This window comes from Nitrosopumilus sp., assembly GCF_025699255.1.
Lineage (GTDB): Archaea > Thermoproteota > Nitrososphaeria > Nitrososphaerales > Nitrosopumilaceae > Nitrosopumilus.
In genome coordinates this window covers 181558-206707 of the sequence record NZ_JAILWA010000001.1, presented here as the reverse complement: position 1 = coordinate 206707, position 25150 = coordinate 181558, and the positions used below count along the sequence as shown (strand labels likewise).

Sequence of the window (25150 nt, the reverse complement as noted above, 5' to 3'; positions counted from 1 at the left end):
GTAATTTCTAAGAATTATTTATTTTTTCTTTGATTTTGATTTTGCTTTTTTTGGTTGCTCAATTGCTGCTTGTGCTGCTGCAACAATGGCAATAGGAATTCTATGTGGTGATGCACTTACATAACTTAGACCTACACTATGACAGAATTTAATGGAACTAGGATCTCCTCCATGTTCTCCACAAATTCCTACTTCCATGTTTGGCCTTAATGCTCGTCCTGCGGCAACTCCTATCTTAATCAAACTGCCTACTCCGTTTACGTCAATTGATTGAAATGGGTTTCTTTCTAGTAGTTCTTTTTCCATGTATTCTGGAAGGAATTTTCCTTCAACATCTTCTCTACTAAAACTAAATGTTCCTTGCGTGAGATCATTAGTACCAAAACTAAAGAATTCTGCTGTAGTTGCAAGTTCATTTGCAGTTAGTGCTGCTCTTACAACTTCTATCATGGTACCAAAGTTTATTTTTAATTTCATTTTGTGTTTTGATTCTGTTTCTTTTTTTATCCTATCGTAAATTTCTTTAATATGGTTAAGTTCAGCAATGCTACTAATCTGTGGAATCATGATTTGAGGATGTGCTTTAACTTTCTTTTTTGTAAGTTCTACTAATGCATCAAATACTGCACGAATTTGCATTTCATAAATTTCTGGGTATGTGATTCCTACACGAACTCCTCTATGTCCCATCATTGGATTAACTTCTGCAAGTTCTCTTGCTCTTTTCAAAACTGTTTTAGCTTGGTTGATTTGTGTTGAATCTCCACTTGATTCTAGTTTTTGTATTTTTTCTACTAGTTCTTCTGGATTTGGTAAGAATTCATGCAATGGTGGATCTAATAATCTAATTGTAACTTCGTATCCTTCCATGGCTTTTAGAATTTCAATAAAATCACTTTTTTGCAACTGACCTAATTTCTTCAAAATTTTGTTTCTTTCTTCGATATTTTCAGCCATTATCATTTCTACGAACAAATTAATTCTATCACTTCCATTGAACATTCTTTCTGTTCTGCACAACCCGATTCCTTGACCTCCAAACTTCCTTGCTAGTTTTGCCCCTTCTGGTGTATCTGCATTTGCTCTAATTCCTATTTTCTTTGCTTTTTGAGCCCAACTCAAAATCTGTTCAAAGTCTTTTGTTACTTTGGGCTCTACTGTTGGCACGTCTCCCACAAATACAGTGCCTGCACTTCCGTCAATGGAAATTATTTCTTTTTCTTTAATTGTAATTCCATTTGCAGTACAGGTGTTGTTTTCGTAGTTAATTTTCAATTCTGGGCATCCTACAATACATGGTTTTCCCATTCCTCTTGAAACAATTGCTGCATGAGATGATTTGCCTCCCAGGCTAGTCAAAATCCCTTCTGATGAAAAGAATGCGGGAACATCTTCTGGTTTTGTTTCTTTTCTTACTAGGATGACTTTATTTCCTGCTTCTCCTAATTCTATTGCTTTTTTGACATCAAATACTACTATTCCGCTAGCAGCTCCTGGCGATGCTGCAATTCCTTTTGCTAATTGTTTATAATTTTTAATTTCTGATTCATCCATAGTTCTATGTAACAATGCCTCTAATTGTTGTGCTGGAATTCTTGTAAGTGCTCTGTTTTTATCAATTAATTTTTCTTTAACCATGTCTACTGATGTTTTTACTAATGCTGCTGCACTCATTTTTGCTGTTCTTGTTTGTAGTAAGTAGAATTTTCCTTGCTCTATGGTAAATTCAATATCTTGTGGCTCTCTGAAATGTTTCTCTAATTTTGCACAAGCATTACTTAATTCCTTATGTGATTTTGGCATTTCTCTTTTCAACATTTCAATACTTTTTCCTGTCCTAACTCCTGCCACAACATCTTCTCCTTGTGCATTAATCAGATATTCTCCCTCGATCTCTTTTTTACCATTGTGACCATTTCTTGTAAACACGACTCCTGTAGCACTGTCATCTCCCATGTTTCCAAATACCATTGTTACTACATTAACAGCGGTTCCATTTGCAATATCTTTAGTGATGTTGTTTTTTTCACGATAAACAATTGCTCTTTCACCCATCCAACTTTTGAAAACAGCTTCAATTGATAATACTAATTGTTCGTCTGGTGTGTCTGGGAATTTTCTCTTAGTGTGTTCTTCACAGATTTTTTTATATTCTGCTACAATTCCTTTTAATGATTCTACATTTAGTTTACTGTCATCTGAAACTCCTTGCTTTGTTTTTGCAGACTCTAAAACGTGATCAAATTTTTCATCATTTACTCCAAATACTACTTTTCCAAATAATTGGATAAATCTTCGATATGAATCCCATGAAAATCGCGGATTCTTTGTCTGTTCTGCAAACCCTTCAACTGTTTTTTCATTTAGTCCTAAATTCAAAATTGTGTCCATCATTCCAGGCATTGAAATTGCTGCTCCTGAACGGACTGAAACTAGTAATGGATTCTTTGTAGAATTCCATTTTTTACCTGTCTTTTTTTCCATTTTTACAATATTTTTCATTACTGCAGGCATGACATCTTTTGGAAGTTTTCTGTTGTTTTCATAATACTTGTTACACACTTCAGTTGTGATTGTAAATCCTGGTGGGACTGGTAACTTTAATCGAGTCATTTCGCTTAACCCTGCTCCTTTTCCACCTAGAAGCATTCTTTTTTTGCTGTCTGCTTCTTCAAATGCATAAACTGGTTTCATTTTTACGATTAACCAATCCTAGAAGGGGGGTATTAAACCATTGACTTGGCAAAATCAGTCATGATTTTGTTCCAATCTTTTGCTTTGATAATTCCACTTGCAACTAGGATTCCTTTCGATCCTAATTCTATTGCTTTTGAAACATCTTCTCCTGAAACAATTCCTGCTCCGCAGAGTAGTTTTGTGCTATTGTTTGCATTTTTAATCGCATTTGCTGCCTTTGTAATCAATTCTGGTTGTTCTTTTGAAACTGCTTTACCTGATCCAATCAATTCTGGAGGTTCTATTGCGATATAATCTGGATTTATCTTAACATATTTTTTAACTTCTTGAACATCTTTGACACATAGAATTGAGATCATTTTCAATTCTTTTAATTTTAAAATTAATTTTTCAATTTCTTTACTTGAAATTCTATGCTCACTATGATTAATCAACGATCCTTTCACTTTGGACTTTTTTAATAATTCTGGAATGATGAACCCTGTTGTACTTCCCACTTTGGATACGTCTACATGTTGAGCCAAAATTGGTATTGTGCTATTTGAAACTATCCCGATTAGGTGTTGAGGTGGGCAAATTGCCAATTTTATTTTGAATTTTTTAGAAATTTTTTCAGCTGTTTTTACAAATTTAATTATTTTATCCCCCGCAATTTCTTCATAATTTTTACAATTGATTACAAACATCTTTCTTTGAATTTTTTTGTATTGTATTTAATCCTTCATTATAATTACGATGTCTTTGCTCTAATGTCATATCTTTTCTTCATTGCTAGTACAATTATCATTAGAATTAATCCTGACATGTTTGTACCGATGATGAATATGTCCTCTACGATTATTCCGTAAATTAGCCATAAAATTGAACCTGCAGCTATGAAAATCATTAGAAATTTTGAAACATCTTTTAGTCTTTTTGTCTTATACCCTTTGTAGATTTGTTCTACCCATCCCATTAAAATCAAAATTCCTGCAGCTATTCCTAATAGTGTTAGAAGTGTTCCGTCAACTTCCATTTTTTATTCTAGCTCCAAAAAAATTCATCTAATCCTGTCTGTTTTGGTTTTCCTAACATTGTATCAAAATCTAAATCCATAGAAGATGTAATCTGTTCTAACGTTGATTCCATAAATTCCATATATTTTTTAGAATCTATTTCTTCTTTTTTTGCTAGTTCTACTGGTTTTACCCCTGGTTTGTTTAGGATTTTGATGAATGAAATTTTATCCCCTTTTTTTATCTCTCTGATGGATTCTAGCTGTTTTGCTGCACGTATGTGTTGAGGAATTGTTTTAACATATTCTGATGGTGCCTTACTTAACATCACATTAAATGTCAAATCTTCTAGTGGAATTTCTTTTGATTCTACTTTTTTACCGCATGTTGCAATTTTTTCAGAAATCTCTTGTTTTGCTTTAACAAAATCCTCCATATTCTGAACTTTAGCTAGAACATCAATTAATTCATAAAATAATTTTTTGATAAATGCTGGTGTGTGGGATTTTTTTCCTGTTAATCCCTTAACGTCTACTTTGCCCTCCTTTGTTACTCCCAAATAATTTTTCTTTCTGTTGCTTAGTACACAATATCTGTATGTTTTGTCGATTTCTAAATCTACTCCGTGTTCTTTTTTTGCTTGATTAATTACAATCTGAATTTGTTCTTTGGTTGGGTTTTTGATAAATAATGAATCTGTGTCTCCATATAGGACCTCGATCCCTGCCCCTTCACATTTTTTGATTGTCTCTAAAATTGTATATCTTCCAATAGCTGTTGTTGCTTCTGCTACTGGGAGAAAATACAGGGGAAATATTTCAGCTCCCATTACTCCATAGCTTGCGTTTAGAATCACCTTAAGTGCTTGACTTACTACTGTGTACTGTTGTCTTTGATCATCAGTAAGTGTTTCTTTTTTTGATAGACTCTTGTAGTAGTTTACTCTCAAATCTCTTAATGAGCCAATGATCATTGATGTTAGCCCATTTCTCTTAGAACATGCCCAATGGTTTGTTTGAGGTATGGTGTTTTTTTTACATTCTTCATGAGAGCATCTTACGGTTTCATATGACAGATTTCTAACTTTGATTATGCTTGGATACAGACTTGCAAAATCCATTACGACCACATCAAAATGAATTCCTTCTTTTGGTTCGACAACAAGTCCTCCTCGATATTTTTTGTCTTTGATCACTGCATCTGACATGACTCCTTCTGATCTTCTTTGCAGTTCCTCTCTTTTTGGAATTAAACAATTTCTTCGTCTATGTTCATAATATAGTAGACTTCTAATCCATTGAGAAACTCCCATTCTTGCAATATCGTCAATTGGCATTCTTCCAATTCTAGCAATGATTACAAGTAAATCCATCATCAAATCTTTGTTAAAGCTAGTAAGTTCGTATGTTAACAGAGCATCATTATAACAATAATTTGCAGTTTGATATAGTGAAAGTTCGTCAAATTCTAATCCGTAATCTATCTTTTCTTTACCCAGCAAAGCTTTTGATACACTATTTAGAGAAAAATCTGTATACTTTTGACTGAACGCATAGATCTGAAATGATCTATTGGAAAGAACCTTGTACAAATCAAGATGAACTCCTTCTTTTAGTGTGGCAGAATCTCTCATCATGTATAACGGATTGTCTGAATTTTTTACTCCTAATCTTTCTGCTCTGTTGTAAAGATATGGTAAATCAAATTCATCTCCATTATACGTAAGAACAAATGGAAATGATTTCATTATTTCAAATGCATCTTGAATCATTTCTTTTTCTTTATCTAAATCATAGAATGTGACTTTGATGTTTTGCTCTAATTCATTAGTTCCTTCATCCGTTCCTTCTGTTTTGAGCACAAAAATCTGATCAAATCCTTCTGAGCCCTTCATTCCTATGGCAGTTACCTTTTTTTCTGCAAGTTTTGGATCTGGTATTCGTCCAATCTCTGCTTCTACTTCGATATCTACACTTAATCTCTTTATTTTTGGAATTGGTTGGTTTAACAAATCTGCCCATTCTGAAATATATTTTTTGAATTCTTCTTCGTCTACCATACTTCCACTATCTACTTTATCCCAAAGCAAACTCTTCAGAGCTAGTTTTACTTCGTCAGAAATTTCTAAATCATGCTGTTTGATTTTACTGTCTGAAATTTCATAATATTTACCAACAATTAATTTTCTATCATACAAATAATTCTCATAATATTTGATGTCTGATTCCCATGTTTCGATAACATTTCTTATACTCTTGTCCCCTGATGTCCCCCCTATGGCAAGAGGATCTGCTACGATGATTTTTGACATGTCTATTTCACTATCTTTCATCAAATCATATCGCTTGACAGTTTTAATTTCCAAAATATCTTCCCTTTCTTGAAGAAAATCCAATTCATCAGGTGATAATCTGGAATAACAATATGGCTTATGTCCAATTTCATCTTTCCATAAGAATAATTTTTTTGATTCTGGTTCATAGAATTTTAAAACTGCTGATTTTGAATTGTTGTCATATGTTGCTGACACTAACATTGATGGTGGCATTGACTCTATTTTTTTAGTATTTGGCAAATTTACTTGCATTTTCTCACTCTGGATTGTTGTATTTACTTACTAGTTCTTTTGCCCATTTTGCAATTTTGTTTTTATCCAAACTGACAACATCTACTCCTGCTTCTTTAAGTAAATCATAATCTGTTTCAGGATATGCGTCAAGACAAACAAATTTTCTGATGCCAATGGTAATTGCCATTTTTGTACATTCTAGACATGGCACGAATGTGGTATACAGAATAGCTCCTTCAATTCCTGCTTCTATTCCTAGTATTGCACAATGCATGATTGCATTGGCTTCTGCATGATTACATAGGCATCTATCAAGAGATGCCCCTGATTCGATTTTTCCTTCCATTCTAAGTTTACATCTTTTGCATCCTCCTTCAAAACAATTTTTGATGCCTGGAGGAGTCCCGTTATATCCCGTTGCTAATTGTCTGTTGTTTCTAACAATTACTGCCCCCACTTGTCTTGTCATGCAATTAGAACGAAGCTTGGCCAGTTCTGCTTGAAGCATAAAATATTCATCCCAATTTGGCCTCTCAAAAGAACTGTTCACGTGATTCTTGTCTGTCTGCTCAATATATGGATCACGCTAATGTGGATTTAATTTGCGATCAAACTTGAATTTGAGATCTGTTTTCTAAAAAATAATGACTGTTACTTAGTATTTTCCTATACGAAAGCATAAAATCAATAAATTTGGATCTTTGAATATCTTATGACTGAATTCATAGAAAAAAAATATGTGAAAAAAAATTCTATCGAAAAACGTGATTATCAAATTAATCTTGCAAATCAAGCAATTGATGAGAATTGTATTGTTGTTTTGCCAACTGGACTTGGTAAAACTGCTGTGGCATTACATGTTATTTCAGAATTTTTGGCAAAGGGTACTGGCGGTATCTTGTTTTTAGCTCCAACTAGAGTCTTAGTAAATCAACACTATGAGTTTTTAAAAAATAATTTGACTTTGGATGACATATCTCTAATTACTGGTGAGGACACCATTCAAAAACGAACTAAACTCTGGAACAACAGCATTGTATGTGCAACTCCTGAAATTGCCCGAAATGATTTGAATAGAAAAATTGTTTCCCCTGATCAATTCAATTTAGTTATTTTTGATGAAGTTCACAGAACTATAGGGGACTATGCATATTCGGGAATATCTGATTGGTTTGAACATTCCTCAGCCAGAATTCTTGGAATGACTGCTACATTGCCAAGTGAAAAGGAAAAAGCCACTGAAATTTTAACAAGATTACGCATATCTAGTGTGGCTGAGCGGACAGAAGACAGTCCTGATGTAAAACCATACACACAGGAAACCAATACTGAATGGATAAACGTAGAACTTCCCTATGAATTAAAATCAATACAAAAACTATTGAAATCCGCATTAGATGAGAGATATGACATTTTACGAAAAAATGGAATAAAATTGGCAGAGCAACAATCTCTTTCTGCACTACTGCGAATTAGGCAATTTGTTCTTAATCAGAATAGGCGTTCTGCAAAACCCTTGTTTACTGCAATCAGAATTCATTATGCTCTAAACATGCTTGAAGCTCATGGCATTACTCCTTTTCTAAAATTTTGTGAGAGAGCTAAAGCAAAAAAAGGTGTTGGCGTCAAAGAATTATTTGAAATTGATCCTAATTTTACTCGTGCTATTCAATTAGCTAATGAAGCCCAATCAAAGGGAATTGAACATTCTAAAATTCCAAAACTTAAAGAAATTATTGAGTCTGTTCCTGGTAAGGCATTAATTTTTACAAGCTATAGGGATTCAGTAAATCTAATTCATGAGAAACTTAACGAACTTGGAATTCCCTCTGGAATTTTAATTGGTAAGACAGGTGATACTGGTTTAAAACAAAAGAAACAGATTGAAACAGTGCAGAATTTTCGAGATGGCCTTTTCCGTGTTTTGATTGCAACACGTGTTGGTGAAGAAGGATTGGATATTGCAGAAGTTAATCAGGTAATTTTTTATGATAATGTACCAAGCTCTGTTAGACATATTCAAAGACGTGGGAGAACTGGCAGAAAAGATACTGGAAAGCTTGTGGTGCTAATTGCAAAAAACACTATTGATGAAACATATTATTGGATTGGAAAAAGGAAAATGACTGCGGCAAAATCCATGGGTGATAAAATGACCAAAGTTTTAGAAAAGAACCAAGAAATAAAATCTAAAAAATCTGGTTTGGATGCATTTCTTTAATTGTTAAATTGGCTTGTAATTCTGTCCAAAATAGATTGTTTTCTTTGTATTATTTTGTTTTTCATGCCTGATTCTAAATGATGTATGCTGCTTTTTTTGGCAGTTAGTAAATTTTCTAATCTGGTATCAAATTGACTTTGAAGAAATTCTTCTACTTGAGTGCTTTTTGTAAACTCTAAATTCTCAAATGCATCTTTTGCAAGAATGTTCATTGAATCATCTAAATGGATTAGGATTTCATCTAATATTTTTTCATTTAAAACCATGTTTTATGTTTGATTTAAACTGCAAAAAATGTTGTGTATTTTATTTTGGTTTTTTAGGTATGTAAATTGATAATCATCTTCTAAACTATATTTTTTGTTTTTTTAGTATGCCTAAAGTTGACAAATCTGAAGAAATGAAAACTTTGATTGAAAAAGAAAAAAAACTCCATAAGGCAATAAAAGATGATTATGAAAAAATCAGCCAAAAAATTAACGATGATTTTGAAAAAGCACTAAAATCAAAATCTTCTTAGATCAAGCAAATCTCTTGATAATATGATATCCAAATTCTGATTTTACGGGTTCAGAAATTTCTCCAACTTGAAGTTTAAATGCAGCTTCTTCAAATGGTTTTACCATCATTCCTTTTGTAAAATAACCTAAACTTCCTTCTTTCTTACCGCTGCCTGTATCTGTCGAAAATTCTTTTGCCATTTTGCCAAACTTTTCCCCTTTCTTGATCTTCTCTAAAATTGCTAATGCTTCACTTTGTTTTTCAACCAGGATATGGGAGCATTTTATCTTATTACTCATTTGTTTTTGTAATATTTTTCATGTGTTTATTTGTTCGGAATTTTTCTATAAGATTGAAATTACTTTCTTTTTTGATAAATCTTCTAGTTTGTTCAAATGAGCAAACTTGTTTTTATCAATTTTGAATCCTTTCATAAAGTATGAAGATTCTTCATGTTGAAGATGTGACTGAAATAAGTCAAATTTTTGCAGATATTTTATCTACAAAAAATTATGATTTTGATAGTGTTTCTGATGGAAGAGCTGGTTTAGAATTAGCAGTTTACAACGATTATGACCTAATTTTGCTTGATATGTGTATGCCAAAATATAGTGGAGTGGATTTCCTTTTAGATTTGAAGCATAGGCGTCCTACTGAACTAGCTAAAGTTGTGATTGTCAGCGCTCTTGAAATGAGTATGGTACAGGAACAAGAATTACTGAATCTAGGTATACGTTCAGTGTTAAAAAAACCCATTTCCGTTCAGAGTTTGTTGTCACAAATTGAACAAGAAGTGGTCTCTTAATTAATTCCCCAACTTGTTTTGTTCGTTGGATTAATTTTCAAAAACGGTGCTTCTTTTTCTTTCCATGGATCTTTTCTCACCCATGAGAATTTTTTATAAAAAATATCATAAAGTTTGTTAAATTCTTCTCCGGTTTCAACTATTTCACAATTTCCTTGAATGCATACTGCTTTATGGTTTCCTGATTTGTAAACATCCATCACAATACCTATTTTTGTATTTGATTTAATATTTGAAAATGTACGAGTGTTGTAATCTGTGGCTACAATTATTTCATTTCCAACTAATATGAAAGACACTGGCTTTACATGTGGAATATTGTCATGTGATGTGGCAATTCTTGCTTCTTCTATTGAATTAAGAAATATTTTTTCTTTCTCTGTAAATTTTTTCAATTGAAAATTCTTTCTCTAATATCTGGAATGTGTTTGTAAACAATATCTCTAATCTTCATTTGATCTTCTTCTGTTGGTGTTTCTTTTTGTGCGCTAAGAATTGCACCTCCCATTCCCAATGCCATGCCCATTACTATGCCATAGACAAATTCTTGTGGGTTTTCTACTTTCAACACTTCTTTATTTTCTTTAATTTCGTCTAAATATGATGGAATTGTGGTAACTGCACCATTAATTACTTGTACAATTAATGCCTCTAATTGATCTTCACTCATAAACAATTTCTATTTGGTATCTTAATAAATCTCACCTAAGATTTTTAATCTATTTCTTTTGAGAAGATACATGTTTTCCTATTTCACTCCTGCTGAAGCAAATTCTGCTTTACCTGATGTTGTAAAAAAATATGAATATGCATTAGCAAAAAATACCGAAGTAAAGAAAATCGAACATGAATTACAAATTAGTATTTCTGCAACCAACTCTTTTGAATCTTATGTGAATTTAAAACAGAAACTTAATTCGGCAATTACCAAATTTTATGAATCTGTAGAAATATTGGAAAACACGGGAGTAGTAGTCAAAAGTATCGAACAGGGATTACTAGATTTTCCTTCAAAAAGATTTGATGAAGAAATATGGCTTTGTTGGAAATATGGTGAAACTGAGATTAAATTCTGGCATGAAAAAGATTCTGGATTTATGGGAAGAAAACCTATTGAAGTTAGTGATGATTCATTAGTTTGAATAGTTCAAATTGTGAATTTCTCGAAGATCATTCCAAGTGCTTGCAAGATGTTCACAAAAATCATCTCTGCATTTGGTACTGTATCCACAACTACATCTACTCATTATCATCTACCTCTGCTGAATCTGTTTTTGACCAAATACTGTTAAACAACAATGCTTTAGAATAGATGATTGTTTCAGAATTTGTCCAAATAGCTCTCATTTCTTTATTGTTCCCCTCATTTTTGATAAAGAACAACACTTCATCATCATCTTTGATTAAAAAGCACAAATTTTCTTTAACTGATGAGCATAATTTTTTAATTTTTGATTGATCAATATCTTCAAAAATATATTTTGATTTTTTTGAAATTGGTGTCAATAATTTATAATCAATATCTCGTTCTTCTAATGCATCAAGAAAATTTGCATGATAAAATTTCATAAAATCTTTTTCCGAACCCAAAATTCTGCATTCTTTTTTTGCATTTAAAATCATGTCGAAGATTTTACTGTTCACTTGATTTCCTCCTTGTAATACTTTGAATTTTTCTTCACTTTCGTCTTCTTCAGTTGATTCTGCTCCTGGGATTTTTTCCCAAATTTCTTCTAGTACTGGTCCTGATTTTTTGAGTTTATTGAGACGTTCTGTTTCAGTACTGATTAACAAATTTACTGCTTTTTTAATTGATAATGCTGTAAATTGAATTGGATGTTGAAATGAAGCTTCTACAATTCCTTTATTCTGAAGTGCTGTGAGAAGATGATATGTCTCACTTCTTGGAATGTTGACTGCTTTTGCAATGTCTGAGGCAGTTTTTGCACCAATCTTTCCTAAGTAAAAGAATACTTTGCTTTGATTAGGAGTTAATCCGAATCCTACTAATGCATCTCTAATCTCTTCGTAATTTGCTTTGTCTACTGGGAAATTGCCTAACTGCATTGTATTTGCCATGATTACCATTAATGGAAATGATCGCTGTTGTCTTAAAAGCGTGATCGTTCAATCGTATACAATTAACTACAAATCACTACAATTGAAAATAATACTCAAAAAAACTATTTTTTTACGCCTAGATTTTTTTGACACATTTTGTTTTTCCCTTTTTTTGTATTATGATCTGATATTTTTTGATATTCTCATTATTTGAAATGACTTTTTGAGCCTAGCCTGCACCTATCCAACTTTGGAAAATAACTCTTTCTTCAATTTTTTGATATGTGGATGATTTTGGAACATGTTTTCCTCTGTTTGCGGAAACTTTGTTTTTTGCTATGTTTGATATCGAAGTTTCTTCATTTATTTCATCTTCCCCTTCTGCTAATTTGTTTCTTAACAAGAATATTCCTGATAAAACTAAAATCAATGAAATGATATCTGTGGTTGAAATTGTTTCTGCTAACATCAGTCCTGAAAATAATACTCCGAACACTGATGTTGTTGAATATAACAAAACTGTTCTGACTGCCCCGATAAGTTTCAGTCCTATCAAAAAAAACAATGTGGACATTCCTGTTCCGAGAATTGACATTATGAGTATTCCTGGCAATTGTGCTATGTCTATATCCATTGGAATTTGAAACATTGCAATCACAAAAATTGCTACAGCTGCACAAACAAATGATACAATCTGCGTTACTCGTTTAACATCAAATCTATCTCCGACATATTTACAAAGTGTAATATCTACTGCATACAAAAATCCTGAAAATATGATTAAGATATCTCCCGTTACCATGCTACCAAAACTAAAATTATTTTGAGCCAAATCATTTGCTATTGGAATTACCATCATTCCAATTATGATCATTGAAAATGGAATGCATTCTTTAATACGTAATTTTTCTTTAAACACTAACATTGCAATGATCAAGGCAAAAATTATTTCACTATTACTAAAAATTGATGCATTTACAGCAGTAGATGTTGATAATCCGTAAAAATATGTAATCAATGCTGAAACTTCTGATATGCCTATTAATCCCATAAACATCCAATCTTTTTTTCCAAATTTGGAAATGGAATGAGATTTTTTCGATAATGGAGTAAAGAAAATTCCACATATGAAATATATCAAAAATGCCATTACTATTGGGTTTATTTCTACAGAATATTCTGAATTTTCAAGCATTGGTTTTGAAATAACATGAATTAATGCGGATAATGCAGCTGCTAATATTATGAAATAATATCCGTATTTGGGTTTCTTTAAAGAAATTGTTCTAGGTATCATTGATTCCCATATTTGGAAATAAGATTATCCTTAATAGGTGGATCCTTGATTATCTGGTATTTTCGAGCCTATTACTTCACAATTCCTCCGTTTTAATAATTTCAAATGAAAATCCTATGTTGTTATATTCTTCATTAATTGTTCTATATCCTATCTCATTCAAAATTGAATTCATTTGACCTACAATTAACAATGGCCAGTTTTTTCCTAAATCATGTTGGATGATGATTTTTTTGGTCCCATTTACTACCATTTCTCTATATTGAACATTTGTACTGAGACATCTTTTTTTAAATAAATCTAAAATTGAATCTAAGTCAATATATCCATAAAGATAATTCAATGAATTTTTTAACTCTGATGTACCCGTAGTTGTAGCAATTTTTTCAATTTTATCTTTAGGAATTGAATCTGCTAGTTCTCTGAATGTTGATCTGAACATTGAAACCCAACCCATCTCTGCAATTAATTCGTACCAATTCACTTGTTTTTCTAAGAGATGGTTGATGAGTGTGTTTAGGCTGATTTTTTGTTCGACACATTTTTCATGCAATTTGTTACTTAGATCAGAATCAATTCTAATTGATACATTGTCTGTTTTCTTTAACATTTGTTTTTCTTGCGCAGTCAATTATGTTTCTCCTGATATACTTTCATACTAATTTCCATCTTGTCTGATATCTTATTTCCAAATTTGGTGATATGGATTAGTATGTTATTTTCGATACTTACAACATTGTACAATTAGTTACAATGTAGTTAATTGTGATCGGAAAACCCTCTAAACAATGATCCATTCCGATGAAAAATTGATATAAAAAGGAATGTTTGTCACAAAAGTTTTGACATATTACTTATTATCCATGTTGATTCCAAATTTGATAATGGAAAATGGATTAGACAACCTACTTGTTCCATCATTAAGGAAATCTATTGAAGAAAATTTAGGTAAAGAAACTTTGAATAAAATCGAAGACCGATTGATGGAAAGACATGGTCTCGGTTTAGTTCAAGCGATTAAAAATTTCCATAAATTTGATAGCGTTTTAAGAGAATTTTTTGGAGCTGGGGCTGACGGATTAGAACAAAAATTCTTACAAAAAATTGTCGATATTGAACAATCCAAACAATCTGTTTCTAATTGGGTTTCTATAAAAGATCCTGAATTATCAAAAGTTTTCTTAGAATCTTTTGCAGATCAGGACAAAAAAGCCATTTTGGGTTCTGTAATGGATGAGTCATTGATCATTGCAAAAATATTGGAAACTTGTAAAATTCCTCAAACATCTGGTTATAGAAAAATAAATTATTTGATTAACAATGGATTGTTGGTTTCAAATGGATTTGAACTTGCACATGATGGTAAAAAAGTCAAAAAATATGAAACTATTTTTGATAATGTCAAAGTTGATATTGTAAAAAATAATGTTGCAGTTAAAATTCAACTAAAGAAAAGCTTGTTAGCTGAAAGTTCAATTATTCAAACTGTACAAATTTCTTGTTAAGATTTGTATTTTTAAATATGATGTATTTCTAAATCGTTTTTTTGTGTTTAACTAATGCATACATTACTAACCAATAGCCTGCATACCAAAACATGTTTACTGGATGTAGAAGATCATATGCATCAAATAATTCTAAGTTATAGTACCACGTGTCTCCAATGGTGTTAAACAAAATTCCGATTACTAGAAGGAACCATGCTTTTCCAATTGCACCTTCTTTGAAAATTATGGCGCCTAATACTGCGAAACTTAAAGTTAAAGATGAAAAATATACAAAAATTGCTCCATAGTAAAAATCAAATTCTAAAATGCCTATGTCAGCTTCAATAATTGAAATTGCTGAATATCCTATGAGAACTAAAATTGGCATTAATACTATCCATATCTTTGATTTAGTATTGATTTTTGGTGTGAAAAATCTGATATTTAAAATCAGATGTATTAATAGCAATGGATATTGCATGAAAAAGAATACGTCTGCAATTGATGGAAATGGTTCAATATTGAAAACAATATCATAAATCATGTAGGTGACTTCGCCTAGAAATATTCCTAAATATCCAATTGCTAAAGCAAAATATGATTTTCCAAACACCATCGATTTTCTGTATCTTATGGCAATTGAAAATCCAATAACTGAAACAATTAGTGGATTTAAAAATGAAAAAATTGATGCAATCGAATCTGCATTTTCCTCTGAAATTCCAAAATTAATAATCATGTGAAATGAAATGACGATTGCTGCAATTATGATGAATATTTTATAATCGTATGGACTTTTGATTTTGTCTGGAACTATGTCTGGTACTTCATTGGAGTCCATTCCTGGTTCCTTCATATTTTTCAATATTTTATATTGTTAAATCTATTCCGGGTGAATTTTTAATCACTACCAAACTTGATTTTTTACACTAAAAGTTTGTAACAAAAACAAGTTATAAAATATTATATGGTTTGTATTCGCCTTGATTTTTCATTCTTGCAAATCGCTTTAAGACAAACTCTGCAGTTTCTCTCACGTCGATACTAGGATCTTTTAATGCTTCTTTTATTAGATCTTCAACTTCAAATGCTCTCATTAATCCTAATGATTCTATTGATTCATGTTTTGTTAACACACTTTCGCTGTTTAATGCTGAATCAATTAGGACTGGAATTTTGGATCTCATGTTTCTTGCTGCAATTTGAAATGATGCTTCATGTTTTACAACTCCATTGTTGTCATGTTTCATTACCCATTCTATTACATCTGCGACTCTGTTGAACATTGGATCTTTTTCTGTTTTGCCTTCTGCTAATTCTCCTATTAGCCATACTGCATCCCAACGTTTAGATTCATCTTCTTCATTTTTCAAAATTTTTTCACATAAATGAAACCTATCTTCATCTGATAGTTCTCTCATTTTATTTTCATCAAATACTTCTATTGCCATTTCCAAAATTGGGAATTGCTTCCTTTTAACGATTTCGGTTTTCTTAGGCTCAGTTTTTATGAAATTCCTACTTTATGTTCTTATTTCTTAACTCTTTGTTTTTCTAACAAAATTCTTTACGTCTATGGTTTTAAGTGGTTTTGATGAGTCCCACAGGAATGTACATAGTGTAAAAATATTATCTACCATTTCTGATGAATTTGTACATAGTGAAAAATCATTATCTGCGTTTGAATTTTGAGAAGATGCTGCAGAGTCTGACATGATCATTTTTTTATCTATTTGAACAACCATTCTGCCTTTAGATGGAAGTTTACCTATTCTAGTTTCTGTTGCATTGAATCTTTTTACAAATGGTGCTAGTTTTGGCTCTGTCATATCTACCAGTAATCTTACTTTTCCCCCATTTTTTTCACATATGCTAATTTTTTCAGGAATTGTGCTATGATACATTCTTGATACATCATCTAATGTTGTTGCAATGTATGTGATTCCTGTGGAATTTTCAATCAAGTTTGCAATATCTGCATAGATATTTTGTCGTCCTTGAACAACTCTGAATGTCGGAATTGCGCTTGTTTGATTGGTTGTAATTTCATTATTGATCTTATCGATTATTGCTTCTCCTGGTTTTTTGATTTTATTTACTTCGTCTTCTTTTTTCCCTAATGCAATTTTCAATGCATCATGCGGATCAGCAGCGATACATAATTTTGGGCTAGATAGTGTCGTTGAAATAATATTTCTACTTACTAGTTTGTCTACTGTTCTGTACATTCTTGCTCTATCTATATCGAGTTCTTTTGCAAGGGCACTTGCAGTGATTGGACCTGCTCTGAGTAAATTAAGATAAACTTTGGCTTCTAAATCATCTAAATCTAAAATCTCTTCTAGTTCGGATGCAATACCAGTTACGTTTTCTTGATAAGACATCAATTTATCATCCTCTTTACCCTAGGCTCGTTTTGTGTGATTGCATTTAGTACTTTCGTATAACTTCTTAGTACCTTGACATGTTTGATTTCCATTTTTGGTACTTTCTAAAAGATTGTTTAGAACTAAAGCGTGTGCTTGTATGAAATATTACAAACAAAAAAAAATTGTATTATTTTAAAAATACAACATATCATGTTATTATCCTATTATGTTATGACAAATAACTTTCATATTGTACAATTTTTTTGAAAAATGTCTCTTTTGTATTTTATAATGGAATGTTAAATGCAATTACTGCTATGACTATCATTACTACTACATGTTTTGTGCCTGCAACATATGACCCCGCACCTATCTTTCCTGCCGCCAGCCCTCCAAATAGGGCCTCAATAATTGCCATGTTAAACAATGCTGATTCTAATTTTTCTATTTCCATGCTGGCCAATGACCCAAACAATCCTTCAGTTCCACTGCCTGATGCAAGTAATCCGTCTTGCACTTTTTCTATTTCAGTAAAGAAACTGGTTGTTAGTAATACTGCAACTGCCAAAAATACTCCAAACGAAATGTATATTGTATATGTATAAGGCGCAAGTGCTGATTTTCTGCTTTTTTCTATGTTTTGCATTTCTGATACATGTTTTTGTATCATTTCCAAATTCTCAGTGACATCTCCTCCAATCTTCATGGCCATTTCAAGTAAAACCGTCACTCTTCTAGAAACTCTGGTTCCAGTTCTTTCTGCAAAATTCTCAAAAGCCTCTTCAATGGGTGTTCCCCAACTGATATTTGCTCTTAAATTTTTTAATTCTGGAGTTAAAGCTCCGAGATTTCTTTCTCCTGCTTGTTCTATGGCTTTTATCAAATTGGCTCCACTTTGAACAGAACTCAATAATGCCAGTAAAAATACTGGAAGATTCCTATCTATGTTGTCTCTCCTCTGAACTTCTTTTAGTTGATGAATTGTTAATGGAATGATACCTACCATGATTCCAAAAATTAAACCTACGTCTCTAATTGTTGTAGAATTTGAAAATTCTGATAAATAAAAACTCATTGATAGAACGCTAATTGAACCAATCAAAGAAAATGCAATTGTTCTTAGTATGTTATTACTAAGTATGGATTCCTTAGGTTCTAGTGCCCTGAACTTTTTTTGATTCTGTTTTTTTGTATTCTTTCTTTTTACTACTTCCATTTTTTTACCTCTTTGGAACCATTGTATCCATCATCACAAGCATCAAAACTCCGCTTAAAGGAATCACTGCAAAAGTTAGAATGTTCATCAATGTTAACAAATCGAATCCTGCAAGACTAGGACTCATTATCCCCATAATTGATAACATAATTACTGCAAGTAACGGAAAAACAATCAGTAAAATTGTATAAATTTCTGCAACGCTACCTAGTGATTCGGTAGTCTTTTGCATTAACATCTTCTTTTCTTCTAACTGTACTTTGGCTGTTGCATTGAAATATTCTTTAAGATCTCCTCCTGACTGAACCGTGACAACTGCTCCTTCCAATAATTCTGAATATGGTCCTGATGGCGTTCTATGGACTAAATCTTTGATTGCACTAATCAAATCCATTCCTAAAATGTCAATATTTCTAACGATAAATCTTGCATCTTTTACAATGTCTTCATCTGTTTCTTCTTTAGCGATAGCTTTGAAAATTCCTTCAAGTGTAAGGCCACTTGTAGCTAGTGTTGACATGTAGCCAATAAAATGTGGTATTTCTTCAACCAATTTTGCTGCCCTATTTTTAACTCTAATTGCAGGAATTGTTTGTAATATTCCAAACGTCATTCCAAAAAGCATCAATCCTGTTAACAAGGGCAAAATCATTCCCACACTTGCTGGTTGTATGTTGATAAATTGAGATGCTACTATTCCCATTACAACTCCACATCCTCCTGCAATCATGCTAAAGAATACCATGCTTGAAACATAGACTTCAAATGGAATTGGCATCATTGCCTGTTTGATTGATTTGTCTAATGATGTTAATTTTGGATGTAGGAATTTAACATAATCATTTAGAATTTTATAACTATATACATGAAGTTGGCCTACTGACTCTTCTTCTATTTTCTTTTGTTGTTTGTTGCCAGCTAATTTCATACTTGTACCTCTAATCTTTTTCGTTCATAGTATCTTTCAGGATCTGCATAAAAGTCCATGACATTTGTGGATACTTCTTTATGATCACGAATGTCGTTTTTTACCATCCATTCTAATGCCAATCTTCTTTTGGTTAATTCATAATTGATTTTTTCTTCACTGTCTCCATCACGCTCTTTGAGTTTTCTAAAAATTACACTATCTCCGGCATATTCGTGAACATCTGTTTTTGGATTCCATTTGAAAATTTCATGTGTTTTAATTTGTCCTGTCGTTTCATCTATTCCATCAATTTCAGAAACCTGGATGATTCTTCTTAATGATTTGTCTCCTACTCTGATTTTTAATTGAAGAGTGATCAAATCTAAGCTGTTTGCGATTAATGCCTTTGGTACATCCATTGGTGAGGATGTTAATCTTGTGAGTGTTGCATCTACTGAATCTGCATGTATTGATGAAAATCCTCCGTGACCTGTGGCCATTGCTTGAAATAAAGTATATGCTTCTCTTCCTCTTGTTTCTCCTACGATAATGATGTCTGGTCTTTGTCTTAGTGCTGCTCTGAGTAGATCAAACTGATTAATTTCCCCTACTTGCGTATCTGTAAAATTTTGTCTAGATACGGCAGGTATCCAATTCTCGTGAGGCAGGTTTAGTTCCTGAGTATCTTCAATACTGACTACTTTTTCGCCTGGTCGTATGAATGTGGCCAAAGCATTGAGTGCGGTTGTTTTGCCACTTGCAGTGCCTCCCGCAACAAGCATTGTGGATTTTTTTTCAGCCAAATACCACATGTATGCTGCAATGTCTATAGACATTGTCCCAAATTTTATCAAATCAATGACTGTGATTGGATCTGCCCTAAATCTCCTTATTGTAAACGTACTTCCTCTTTTTGTAATTTCATGACCTAAAGTCAGGTTTATTCTGCTTCCGTTTGGCAATGATGCGTCTATAATTGGGTCTGCCATGGAAACATGCTTTCCACAAATATATGCCATCTTTCTTGAAAAGTTATTTAATTCTGATTCTTTTTCATAAATTATGTTGGTTGGCATTGATTCGTGTTCTCTGTGCCAAATGTATATTGGAATATTTGTTCCATCACAACTAATCTCTTCAATCATATGATCCCGCATTAGTGGTTCTATTCTTCCTAGATAGACAAAATCTCTTACTGCAAAATAATTTATTTTTGCAATGTTTTTAGGCGGAATCTTTAATCTATATTTTTTAATCATTGACATGATTTTCTTTTTTAATCTGCGTTCTGCGTCTTTTTTTGATTTAATGTCTTGTAAAGACACTGTTAATTCTGTCATTAGTAATTTCTTTATTATTTCAAATGCTTTTTGGTCTCTTTCTGAAAGAACAGGTTCGATAACATGGTATCTCAACCCTCCTTTTGCTGAAGGGTCTTTGATAATCCCTGCATGAATTTCGTTGTGATCCCAATCCAATTTAGACAGTGTCATGAATTGAGGAATTTTTAACTCATTTTCTATATTTTCTGAAATTTTTTTTGGTTGTTTTTTATTTGATTTTAAGATTGATTTATCTCCTGATGATATTTTTTGTATGGATGACAAACTATTTTTTAAAATATTGAATCTCAATTTCGACTTTCCATGCACATGATACGCGTTTTAACGCTTGTTCGTCCATTTGAACAACCTTTTCTTTTTACTCTTTCTTCTCGTTCTAAAATTACCATGGTAAGTGATATGTTCACATCATATGAGGTGTTGCCTAATGTTTAGAAAGAAATCTGTGCCTGATTCTGATATTTCTTCTAAAAATGAGCACAAATTGCCCAAATTAGACACTTTGTCCTCCTTTTTTAAAGGTAAATCTTCTGATTTTGAAAGTGATGTGATTGTTGAAACTTCGTTAATTGAGGATTCTATGCAGCCACAAGAAACAGATTTTTCAAAACCTACTGCTAACAAAGCTGTTCAACTTATTCAAGAAGTTCAAAAAATTGAAGATAGAACAATCAAACCTTTTATCGATTATAATGAAGGGCGTTTGTTTTATCCAATTTTATCTAAAATAGGTGAACTTCAAGATAACATTACATGTCTTGATGATTTGGTTGCAGATGGAATACTGGAGAAAAAAGTTTATGAAAAATTAATTGTTTGTCCAATACACCCTGATACTTTTTCTTCTAGTATGCGTCTTTACTGTCCAAAATGTCACTCGATGAGTGTAGAAAAATTGAATCTATTTGAACACAAAAAATGTGGTTATATTACTGAAAGTGTTAATTTTGATTTTAGTGACAGCAATACCTCTAATTGTCCTTCATGTAATAAACCCATTAAAAATTTTGAAAAAGAAATTCGTGTCCCTGCCATGTGGTATCAATGCGATGATTGTTCTGAGAAATTTGATAATGCGGTGATAAAATTACATTGTAGAAAACACGAACATGATTTTGATACCAATTCTGGACAGTTTATTACTACATTTAGCTATAAATTAAAAAATTCTGAAATTTCTATAAACTCTGATACAAATCAAATCAAAGATGAATTGTTAAAATTATTACAAGGATTCAATTTCACCGCAAAATTAAATGTCTCAATAAAAGGAAAAAGTGGAAATATTCACGACATTCCAATTTATGCTAAAAGTAAAACCACCAATGAATCCATACTTATTTTTATCAAAAATCAAAATAATGGCATTGATCAATCTGACATGAATTCAATTCTTGTTCCAAAATTAGACATTGATCCTACCAATACTGTATTGGTTACCGTATCTGGATTAAATTCTGGGGTTGAAAATCTTGCCAAACACTATGGTATTCATCTGATTTCTGAACCTGACTTTTCTCAAATTTTAACAAAGGTGGAAGAATTTGTCTCTGAATGGTATTCTCAAAACCACTCACACTCAGAAAACAATACTTCCTTTGAGTCTGCTATCTCTGGTAGGAAATCTCGAAAGGGTGGCAAAAATTGAAAAATGTATCTTCTATTCTTCCTTTGAAAAATAGACGTGCAGTTAGTCAAGTAATAGGCAGTGTTGTAATTCTTGGAATTGTTAGCTCAGTTGGTTCAGTAATTTTGTTTAATGGGATGGATAGTATCAGTGCATTTACTTATGATCTGTCTTTTCATGAAAAATCAAAAAACCAAATTCATCGTGAAGATGTAATTTTTGAACATGTTAGATTTGAACCCCTAAGTGATAATATGGAAATAGATTTGGCAAATATTGGAACTGTTGAATCTACTATTACAAATGTGACAATTTTAAAAATAGATACTCAAGAAATAATTGCAAATTGGGTTGACGTAAATGAATCTGTTCCAATCAAGGACAACAGAAAACTAATTCTTGATCTGCTTGATGATTCTGAAATCATTCTTCCTGTTGGTACAAATATTTGGGACGATCCATATTATGTTAATTCTGAATATAAGATATCATTAACGACTTCAAAAGGTAATTTTATCACAACTGTTGCTAGCCCATTTAACACATAGGAATTGAAATTTAATATGTCATCAACAAAAATTGAAAAAAAGAAAAAATCTCGTCTTAAAACTAGACGTGGAGTAGCTGATGTTATTAGTACCATGATGTTGATGGCAGTTACTGTAACTGGTGCAAGTACATTAACATATTTTATGAATGATGCTTTTGTTTCTGGAAATCTTGGAACAGTGTCTACATTAGAATCTTCATCTCTTAATTTGTTACTTTTAGCATACGATACTCGAGATTCTCTTGATTTACTAACCCTGTCTGAAGTTGACAATCTGACAAATTCTTTTTTGTGTAGAGCGTCATGTGCAGGAAATCCTGATACTATTCCTGCATTGGGTGGAACTGAATTTATTGTAATTCAAGTTCAAAATAATGGCATTGATTCAATTTTCTTAAAAGATGTATTTGTTAGTGGGGAAAAGTATTCTTGGGATCCGTCTACTTCTGGTTCTATATTGGATTTGCCTGGAGGTGAATTTCCTGCAGATGGAATGTATTCAATTTTGAAAACTGGCAATAATCCTAATCTTCATAATGATAACATAGAGATTCAAAATGGTCAAATAGTTAACGTTCTGGTGAAACTTGATTCGGCAAATCCTGACATCCAATTAAACAAAGGTATTCCTATCTTGCTTAACACGGGTAGCAGCCATCCTGTTGAATTTCTGATAGAAAGCGGTGATGCTAGGTAATGAAGAAAAAATCGTCAAATTCATTCCGAAATAGGCGTGGATTGTCTTCTGTAGTGGGGGCCTTGTTTTTTACAGTTTTAATGATTGCCGGATTTTCAGTACTAAGTTTAGCACTTGATGCTCAAACTGATATTGTGACCACTCAGCGAATAGTGTCTGATATTGAAATTAAAAAACAACAAGAGCAGTTTGGTTTAGTACTTTCTACTGACGCAAACAATTTTCTTAATGTTAGTGTAAATAATTTTGGTCAAAATCCTGTTGAAATTTCAAGTATTTGGATTACAAACAAAACACTACCTACCCAACCTGCAACTCGATATGAAATAAATTATGATGATGCATTTGTTCCATCTGGTTTCACTCAAAATGTAGTTGAAAATCAGATACTACAAATGACTCCTGATACTTATGATATCAAAATAGTCTCTTCCTTTGGAACAATCAAAGTTTCAGAATTAACTGTTGGAACAGGACCTAGTTCATCTGGTCTTAGAGCTGAATTGGTCACTGATCCTCCTGATGTGATTATTGGACAAAATGTAACAATAGCTATGGTAGTTACCAATACTGGTAACTCTTTAATCCAAAACGTGGAGCCGGATCCTTTATCTTTTGTTGGAACAGGAAGTGGTTCTATCGTTGCATCTTCTTCTCACACTCCATCAAGTGTTGATTTAGACAGTGGTGCATCTGTAATGTTTACTTGGGATTATCAAGTAACTGGTGATAGCTCTGATTTATTGACTTTCTCAGCAGTTGCACGAGGTGATGATGTAATTCCTGATGATGTATCAAGCAATGTTGTTTCTGATGTAAGTATCTTGAGATTGCCTACTGATGGGGGAGGAAACGAAGATCCTGATATTATTAATGAAGAATTACTTGCACGTCCAAAATTATTCTTAACAATTCCTTCTCCTCAAGGTGACTCTGGTCAAAAAGCATTATGGGGAGTAAATATTGCAAACCCTGTTAATGCTCCAATGGAAGTAAGTAAATTATCTATAACTGCATTTTCTCCTGGAGCAAATAATAATGATAAACTTTTTGCTGCTTCTTGTTTAGCTGAGAATATTTTCCCTGCTGGTACGAATTATTGGGATTGTCCTTCAGAAAACATTATCATGTGGCAAAATTTTGCTAATCCCGTAACCATTCCTGCGAATTCAACACAGTCTTTTTTAGTTAAAATTTTGCCTGGTACCATTGCTGGACAAAATATTTTGGAATCTATAGTTGTACAAGCTTCTGTATTTACAAACGTTGGTTCATTTGGTAAATCTGGTTATCAAAGTACTATGTATGATGGTTCTGAAACTGTAGGAAATGTCTATCTTTCCGATGTAGTAAATTCTAGAAGTAATGCTGATATGCAATCTACAAGAGTAGGAATAACTCCTAACAACGTTGAAACTTTTAATCTTGTATTTGCTGATTTGGACACTGATGATAATACTTTCATCAAATCTGGAGCAAAATTAATAATTAATGTTCCAAGAGAGTGGTCAAATGTGTCTGTACTTGGAGGAACTTCTGGATTTTCATCTACTACGATAACAACATTTGGTGATGGCTCTACTCAAATTGTTGGAACTACATCTGCTGATTTGGGTACTGCCTCAAATGTAGCTGATACTATACAATTTAGTGCAAGAGCCCCTAATGTAACCTCTGATCAAATGTATGTGATGTATGTATTGGCACAAGGACAAACTGACAATGATTTTTCAATCGGACCCTTGTCTGAAGTTGTTTTACAAGTTGATGGTTCTTAATTTTTGTTCAAATAAATAAACAGAAAT

General features: G+C 32.3%; 27 protein-coding genes. 9 read left to right on the top strand and 18 right to left on the bottom strand.

Annotated features, from left to right (window positions below; genetic code table 11):
* Positions 1 to 18: 18 nt before the first annotated feature.
* The 5 genes from ppdK to K5781_RS01380 are packed head-to-tail and all read right to left on the bottom strand — an operon-like array spanning position 19 to position 6769.
* Positions 19 to 2694: a pyruvate, phosphate dikinase gene (gene ppdK, locus K5781_RS01400; protein WP_297439941.1), complete on the bottom strand. Its 2676-nt coding sequence runs from the start codon at positions 2692 to 2694 to the stop codon at positions 19 to 21.
* A 32-nt stretch (positions 2695 to 2726) separates the two neighbouring features.
* Entirely contained in the window at positions 2727 to 3383 is a 657-nt protein-coding gene (gene tpiA / locus K5781_RS01395; RefSeq protein WP_297439939.1) for a triose-phosphate isomerase, read from the bottom strand.
* A gap of 44 nt (positions 3384 to 3427) precedes the next feature.
* Positions 3428 to 3712, bottom strand: a complete 285-nt coding sequence (locus K5781_RS01390; protein ID WP_297439937.1) for a SemiSWEET family transporter — start codon at positions 3710 to 3712, stop codon at positions 3428 to 3430.
* 8 nt (positions 3713 to 3720) lie between these two features.
* Positions 3721 to 6279: a DNA-directed DNA polymerase I gene (locus K5781_RS01385; RefSeq protein WP_297439935.1), complete on the bottom strand. Its 2559-nt coding sequence runs from the start codon at positions 6277 to 6279 to the stop codon at positions 3721 to 3723.
* Positions 6280 to 6283: 4 nt separating this feature from the next.
* Complete coding sequence (locus K5781_RS01380) at positions 6284 to 6769, bottom strand: dCMP deaminase family protein (protein WP_297439933.1); 486 nt, start codon at positions 6767 to 6769, stop codon at positions 6284 to 6286.
* A gap of 204 nt (positions 6770 to 6973) precedes the next feature.
* Here K5781_RS01380 and K5781_RS01375 point away from each other — a divergent pair, with 204 nt between their 5' ends.
* A complete protein-coding gene (locus K5781_RS01375) occupies positions 6974 to 8482 on the top strand; it encodes a DEAD/DEAH box helicase (protein ID WP_297439931.1) in 1509 nt (502 codons plus the stop codon).
* Here the strand turns inward: K5781_RS01375 and K5781_RS01370 are convergent.
* The gene (locus K5781_RS01370; RefSeq protein ID WP_297439929.1) at positions 8479 to 8748 is read right to left on the bottom strand and encodes a hypothetical protein; all 270 of its coding nucleotides are present in this window, start codon (positions 8746 to 8748) and stop codon (positions 8479 to 8481) included. The genes K5781_RS01375 and K5781_RS01370 overlap by 4 nt on opposite strands.
* A gap of 107 nt (positions 8749 to 8855) precedes the next feature.
* Here K5781_RS01370 and K5781_RS01365 point away from each other — a divergent pair, with 107 nt between their 5' ends.
* Positions 8856 to 9002: a hypothetical protein gene (locus tag K5781_RS01365; RefSeq protein ID WP_297439927.1), complete on the top strand. Its 147-nt coding sequence runs from the start codon at positions 8856 to 8858 to the stop codon at positions 9000 to 9002.
* Between the two features lies 1 nt (position 9003).
* Here the strand turns inward: K5781_RS01365 and K5781_RS01360 are convergent, their stop codons facing one another.
* Complete coding sequence (locus tag K5781_RS01360) at positions 9004 to 9282, bottom strand: peptidylprolyl isomerase (RefSeq protein ID WP_297439925.1); 279 nt, start codon at positions 9280 to 9282, stop codon at positions 9004 to 9006.
* A 140-nt stretch (positions 9283 to 9422) separates the two neighbouring features.
* On the opposite strand from K5781_RS01360, the gene K5781_RS01355 reads away from it, so the two are divergent.
* Positions 9423 to 9788, top strand: a complete 366-nt coding sequence (locus K5781_RS01355; protein WP_297439923.1) for a response regulator — start codon at positions 9423 to 9425, stop codon at positions 9786 to 9788.
* Here K5781_RS01355 and K5781_RS01350 read toward each other — a convergent pair.
* Both K5781_RS01350 and K5781_RS01345 read right to left on the bottom strand, forming a co-directional pair.
* Positions 9785 to 10183: a pyridoxamine 5'-phosphate oxidase family protein gene (locus K5781_RS01350; RefSeq protein ID WP_297439921.1), complete on the bottom strand. Its 399-nt coding sequence runs from the start codon at positions 10181 to 10183 to the stop codon at positions 9785 to 9787. The genes K5781_RS01355 and K5781_RS01350 overlap by 4 nt on opposite strands.
* Positions 10180 to 10458: a hypothetical protein gene (locus tag K5781_RS01345; RefSeq protein ID WP_297439919.1), complete on the bottom strand. Its 279-nt coding sequence runs from the start codon at positions 10456 to 10458 to the stop codon at positions 10180 to 10182. Before K5781_RS01345 ends, K5781_RS01350 begins: the two co-directional genes overlap by 4 nt.
* A gap of 70 nt (positions 10459 to 10528) precedes the next feature.
* Here K5781_RS01345 and K5781_RS01340 point away from each other — a divergent pair, with 70 nt between their 5' ends.
* Positions 10529 to 10930, top strand: coding sequence for a DUF2203 domain-containing protein (locus K5781_RS01340; protein ID WP_297439917.1), 402 nt, complete (start codon positions 10529 to 10531; stop codon positions 10928 to 10930).
* A 97-nt stretch (positions 10931 to 11027) separates the two neighbouring features.
* On the opposite strand, the gene K5781_RS01335 is transcribed toward K5781_RS01340, so the two are convergent.
* From K5781_RS01335 to K5781_RS01325, 3 genes are all read right to left on the bottom strand, one after another.
* Entirely contained in the window at positions 11028 to 11876 is an 849-nt protein-coding gene (locus tag K5781_RS01335; protein WP_297439915.1) for a helix-turn-helix domain-containing protein, read from the bottom strand.
* A 202-nt stretch (positions 11877 to 12078) separates the two neighbouring features.
* Positions 12079 to 13146 (bottom strand): DMT family transporter, encoded by a 1068-nt coding sequence (locus tag K5781_RS01330; RefSeq protein WP_297439913.1) that lies wholly within the window; start codon positions 13144 to 13146, stop codon positions 12079 to 12081.
* Positions 13147 to 13222: 76 nt separating this feature from the next.
* On the bottom strand, positions 13223 to 13777 hold the full coding sequence (locus tag K5781_RS01325; protein ID WP_297439911.1) for a hypothetical protein: 555 nt from the start codon (positions 13775 to 13777) through the stop codon (positions 13223 to 13225).
* 253 nt (positions 13778 to 14030) lie between these two features.
* Between K5781_RS01325 and K5781_RS01320 the strand changes: the two genes are divergently transcribed.
* Entirely contained in the window at positions 14031 to 14651 is a 621-nt protein-coding gene (locus K5781_RS01320; protein WP_297439909.1) for a transcriptional regulator, read from the top strand.
* A gap of 28 nt (positions 14652 to 14679) precedes the next feature.
* Here the strand turns inward: K5781_RS01320 and K5781_RS01315 are convergent, their stop codons facing one another.
* The 6 genes from K5781_RS01315 to K5781_RS01290 all read right to left on the bottom strand — a co-directional run bounded on the left by K5781_RS01315 (position 14680) and on the right by K5781_RS01290 (position 20762).
* Positions 14680 to 15474, bottom strand: coding sequence for a histidine kinase (locus tag K5781_RS01315; RefSeq protein ID WP_297439907.1), 795 nt, complete (start codon positions 15472 to 15474; stop codon positions 14680 to 14682).
* Between the two features lie 112 nt (positions 15475 to 15586).
* Complete coding sequence (locus tag K5781_RS01310; RefSeq protein WP_297439905.1) at positions 15587 to 16084, bottom strand: HEAT repeat domain-containing protein; 498 nt, start codon at positions 16082 to 16084, stop codon at positions 15587 to 15589.
* Between the two features lie 87 nt (positions 16085 to 16171).
* Positions 16172 to 17017, bottom strand: a complete 846-nt coding sequence (locus K5781_RS01305) for a TrmB family transcriptional regulator (RefSeq protein ID WP_297439903.1) — start codon at positions 17015 to 17017, stop codon at positions 16172 to 16174.
* A gap of 271 nt (positions 17018 to 17288) precedes the next feature.
* Complete coding sequence (locus K5781_RS01300) at positions 17289 to 18218, bottom strand: type II secretion system F family protein (RefSeq protein WP_297439900.1); 930 nt, start codon at positions 18216 to 18218, stop codon at positions 17289 to 17291.
* 4 nt (positions 18219 to 18222) lie between these two features.
* Positions 18223 to 19146 (bottom strand): type II secretion system F family protein, encoded by a 924-nt coding sequence (locus K5781_RS01295; RefSeq protein WP_297439898.1) that lies wholly within the window; start codon positions 19144 to 19146, stop codon positions 18223 to 18225.
* Entirely contained in the window at positions 19143 to 20762 is a 1620-nt protein-coding gene (locus K5781_RS01290; protein WP_297439896.1) for a type II/IV secretion system ATPase subunit, read from the bottom strand. The genes K5781_RS01295 and K5781_RS01290 overlap by 4 nt, the downstream gene beginning before the upstream one ends.
* Positions 20763 to 20898: 136 nt before the next feature.
* Here K5781_RS01290 and K5781_RS01285 point away from each other — a divergent pair, with 136 nt between their 5' ends.
* From K5781_RS01285 to K5781_RS01270, 4 genes are read left to right on the top strand one after another with little or no spacing between them, the layout of a single operon-like run.
* On the top strand, positions 20899 to 22119 hold the full coding sequence (locus K5781_RS01285) for a hypothetical protein (protein WP_297439893.1): 1221 nt from the start codon (positions 20899 to 20901) through the stop codon (positions 22117 to 22119).
* Positions 22116 to 22646 carry a hypothetical protein gene (locus tag K5781_RS01280; protein ID WP_297439891.1) on the top strand — a complete coding sequence of 177 codons (531 nt, stop codon included), beginning with the start codon at positions 22116 to 22118 and terminating at the stop codon, positions 22644 to 22646. The genes K5781_RS01285 and K5781_RS01280 overlap by 4 nt, the downstream gene beginning before the upstream one ends.
* 15 nt (positions 22647 to 22661) lie before the next feature.
* The gene (locus K5781_RS01275) at positions 22662 to 23345 is read left to right on the top strand and encodes a hypothetical protein (protein WP_297439889.1); all 684 of its coding nucleotides are present in this window, start codon (positions 22662 to 22664) and stop codon (positions 23343 to 23345) included.
* Positions 23345 to 25123 carry a hypothetical protein gene (locus tag K5781_RS01270; RefSeq protein ID WP_297439887.1) on the top strand — a complete coding sequence of 593 codons (1779 nt, stop codon included), beginning with the start codon at positions 23345 to 23347 and terminating at the stop codon, positions 25121 to 25123. Before K5781_RS01275 ends, K5781_RS01270 begins: the two co-directional genes overlap by 1 nt.
* Positions 25124 to 25150: the final 27 nt, after the last annotated feature.

Bases quoted from the DNA above. Each gene is read 5' to 3' on its own strand.
- ppdK (WP_297439941.1), bottom strand. From the start codon at position 2,694: ATGAAACCAGTTTATGCATTTGAAGAAGCAGACAGCAAAAAAAGAATG.
- tpiA (WP_297439939.1), bottom strand. From the start codon at position 3,383: ATGTTTGTAATCAATTGTAAAAATTATGAAGAAATTGCGGGGGATAAA.
- K5781_RS01390 (WP_297439937.1), bottom strand. From the start codon at position 3,712: ATGGAAGTTGACGGAACACTTCTAACACTATTAGGAATAGCTGCAGGA.
- K5781_RS01385 (WP_297439935.1), bottom strand. From the start codon at position 6,279: ATGCAAGTAAATTTGCCAAATACTAAAAAAATAGAGTCAATGCCACCA.
- K5781_RS01380 (WP_297439933.1), bottom strand. From the start codon at position 6,769: ATGCTTCAAGCAGAACTGGCCAAGCTTCGTTCTAATTGCATGACAAGA.
- K5781_RS01375 (WP_297439931.1), top strand. From the start codon at position 6,974: ATGACTGAATTCATAGAAAAAAAATATGTGAAAAAAAATTCTATCGAA.
- K5781_RS01370 (WP_297439929.1), bottom strand. From the start codon at position 8,748: ATGGTTTTAAATGAAAAAATATTAGATGAAATCCTAATCCATTTAGAT.
- K5781_RS01365 (WP_297439927.1), top strand. From the start codon at position 8,856: ATGCCTAAAGTTGACAAATCTGAAGAAATGAAAACTTTGATTGAAAAA.
- K5781_RS01360 (WP_297439925.1), bottom strand. From the start codon at position 9,282: ATGAGTAATAAGATAAAATGCTCCCATATCCTGGTTGAAAAACAAAGT.
- K5781_RS01355 (WP_297439923.1), top strand. From the start codon at position 9,423: ATGAAGATTCTTCATGTTGAAGATGTGACTGAAATAAGTCAAATTTTT.
- K5781_RS01345 (WP_297439919.1), bottom strand. From the start codon at position 10,458: ATGAGTGAAGATCAATTAGAGGCATTAATTGTACAAGTAATTAATGGT.
- K5781_RS01340 (WP_297439917.1), top strand. From the start codon at position 10,529: ATGTTTTCCTATTTCACTCCTGCTGAAGCAAATTCTGCTTTACCTGAT.
- K5781_RS01335 (WP_297439915.1), bottom strand. From the start codon at position 11,876: ATGGTAATCATGGCAAATACAATGCAGTTAGGCAATTTCCCAGTAGAC.
- K5781_RS01330 (WP_297439913.1), bottom strand. From the start codon at position 13,146: ATGATACCTAGAACAATTTCTTTAAAGAAACCCAAATACGGATATTAT.
- K5781_RS01320 (WP_297439909.1), top strand. From the start codon at position 14,031: ATGGAAAATGGATTAGACAACCTACTTGTTCCATCATTAAGGAAATCT.
- K5781_RS01315 (WP_297439907.1), bottom strand. From the start codon at position 15,474: ATGGACTCCAATGAAGTACCAGACATAGTTCCAGACAAAATCAAAAGT.
- K5781_RS01310 (WP_297439905.1), bottom strand. From the start codon at position 16,084: ATGGCAATAGAAGTATTTGATGAAAATAAAATGAGAGAACTATCAGAT.
- K5781_RS01305 (WP_297439903.1), bottom strand. From the start codon at position 17,017: ATGTCTTATCAAGAAAACGTAACTGGTATTGCATCCGAACTAGAAGAG.
- K5781_RS01300 (WP_297439900.1), bottom strand. From the start codon at position 18,218: ATGGAAGTAGTAAAAAGAAAGAATACAAAAAAACAGAATCAAAAAAAG.
- K5781_RS01295 (WP_297439898.1), bottom strand. From the start codon at position 19,146: ATGAAATTAGCTGGCAACAAACAACAAAAGAAAATAGAAGAAGAGTCA.
- K5781_RS01285 (WP_297439893.1), top strand. From the start codon at position 20,899: ATGTTTAGAAAGAAATCTGTGCCTGATTCTGATATTTCTTCTAAAAAT.
- K5781_RS01275 (WP_297439889.1), top strand. From the start codon at position 22,662: ATGTCATCAACAAAAATTGAAAAAAAGAAAAAATCTCGTCTTAAAACT.
- K5781_RS01270 (WP_297439887.1), top strand. From the start codon at position 23,345: ATGAAGAAAAAATCGTCAAATTCATTCCGAAATAGGCGTGGATTGTCT.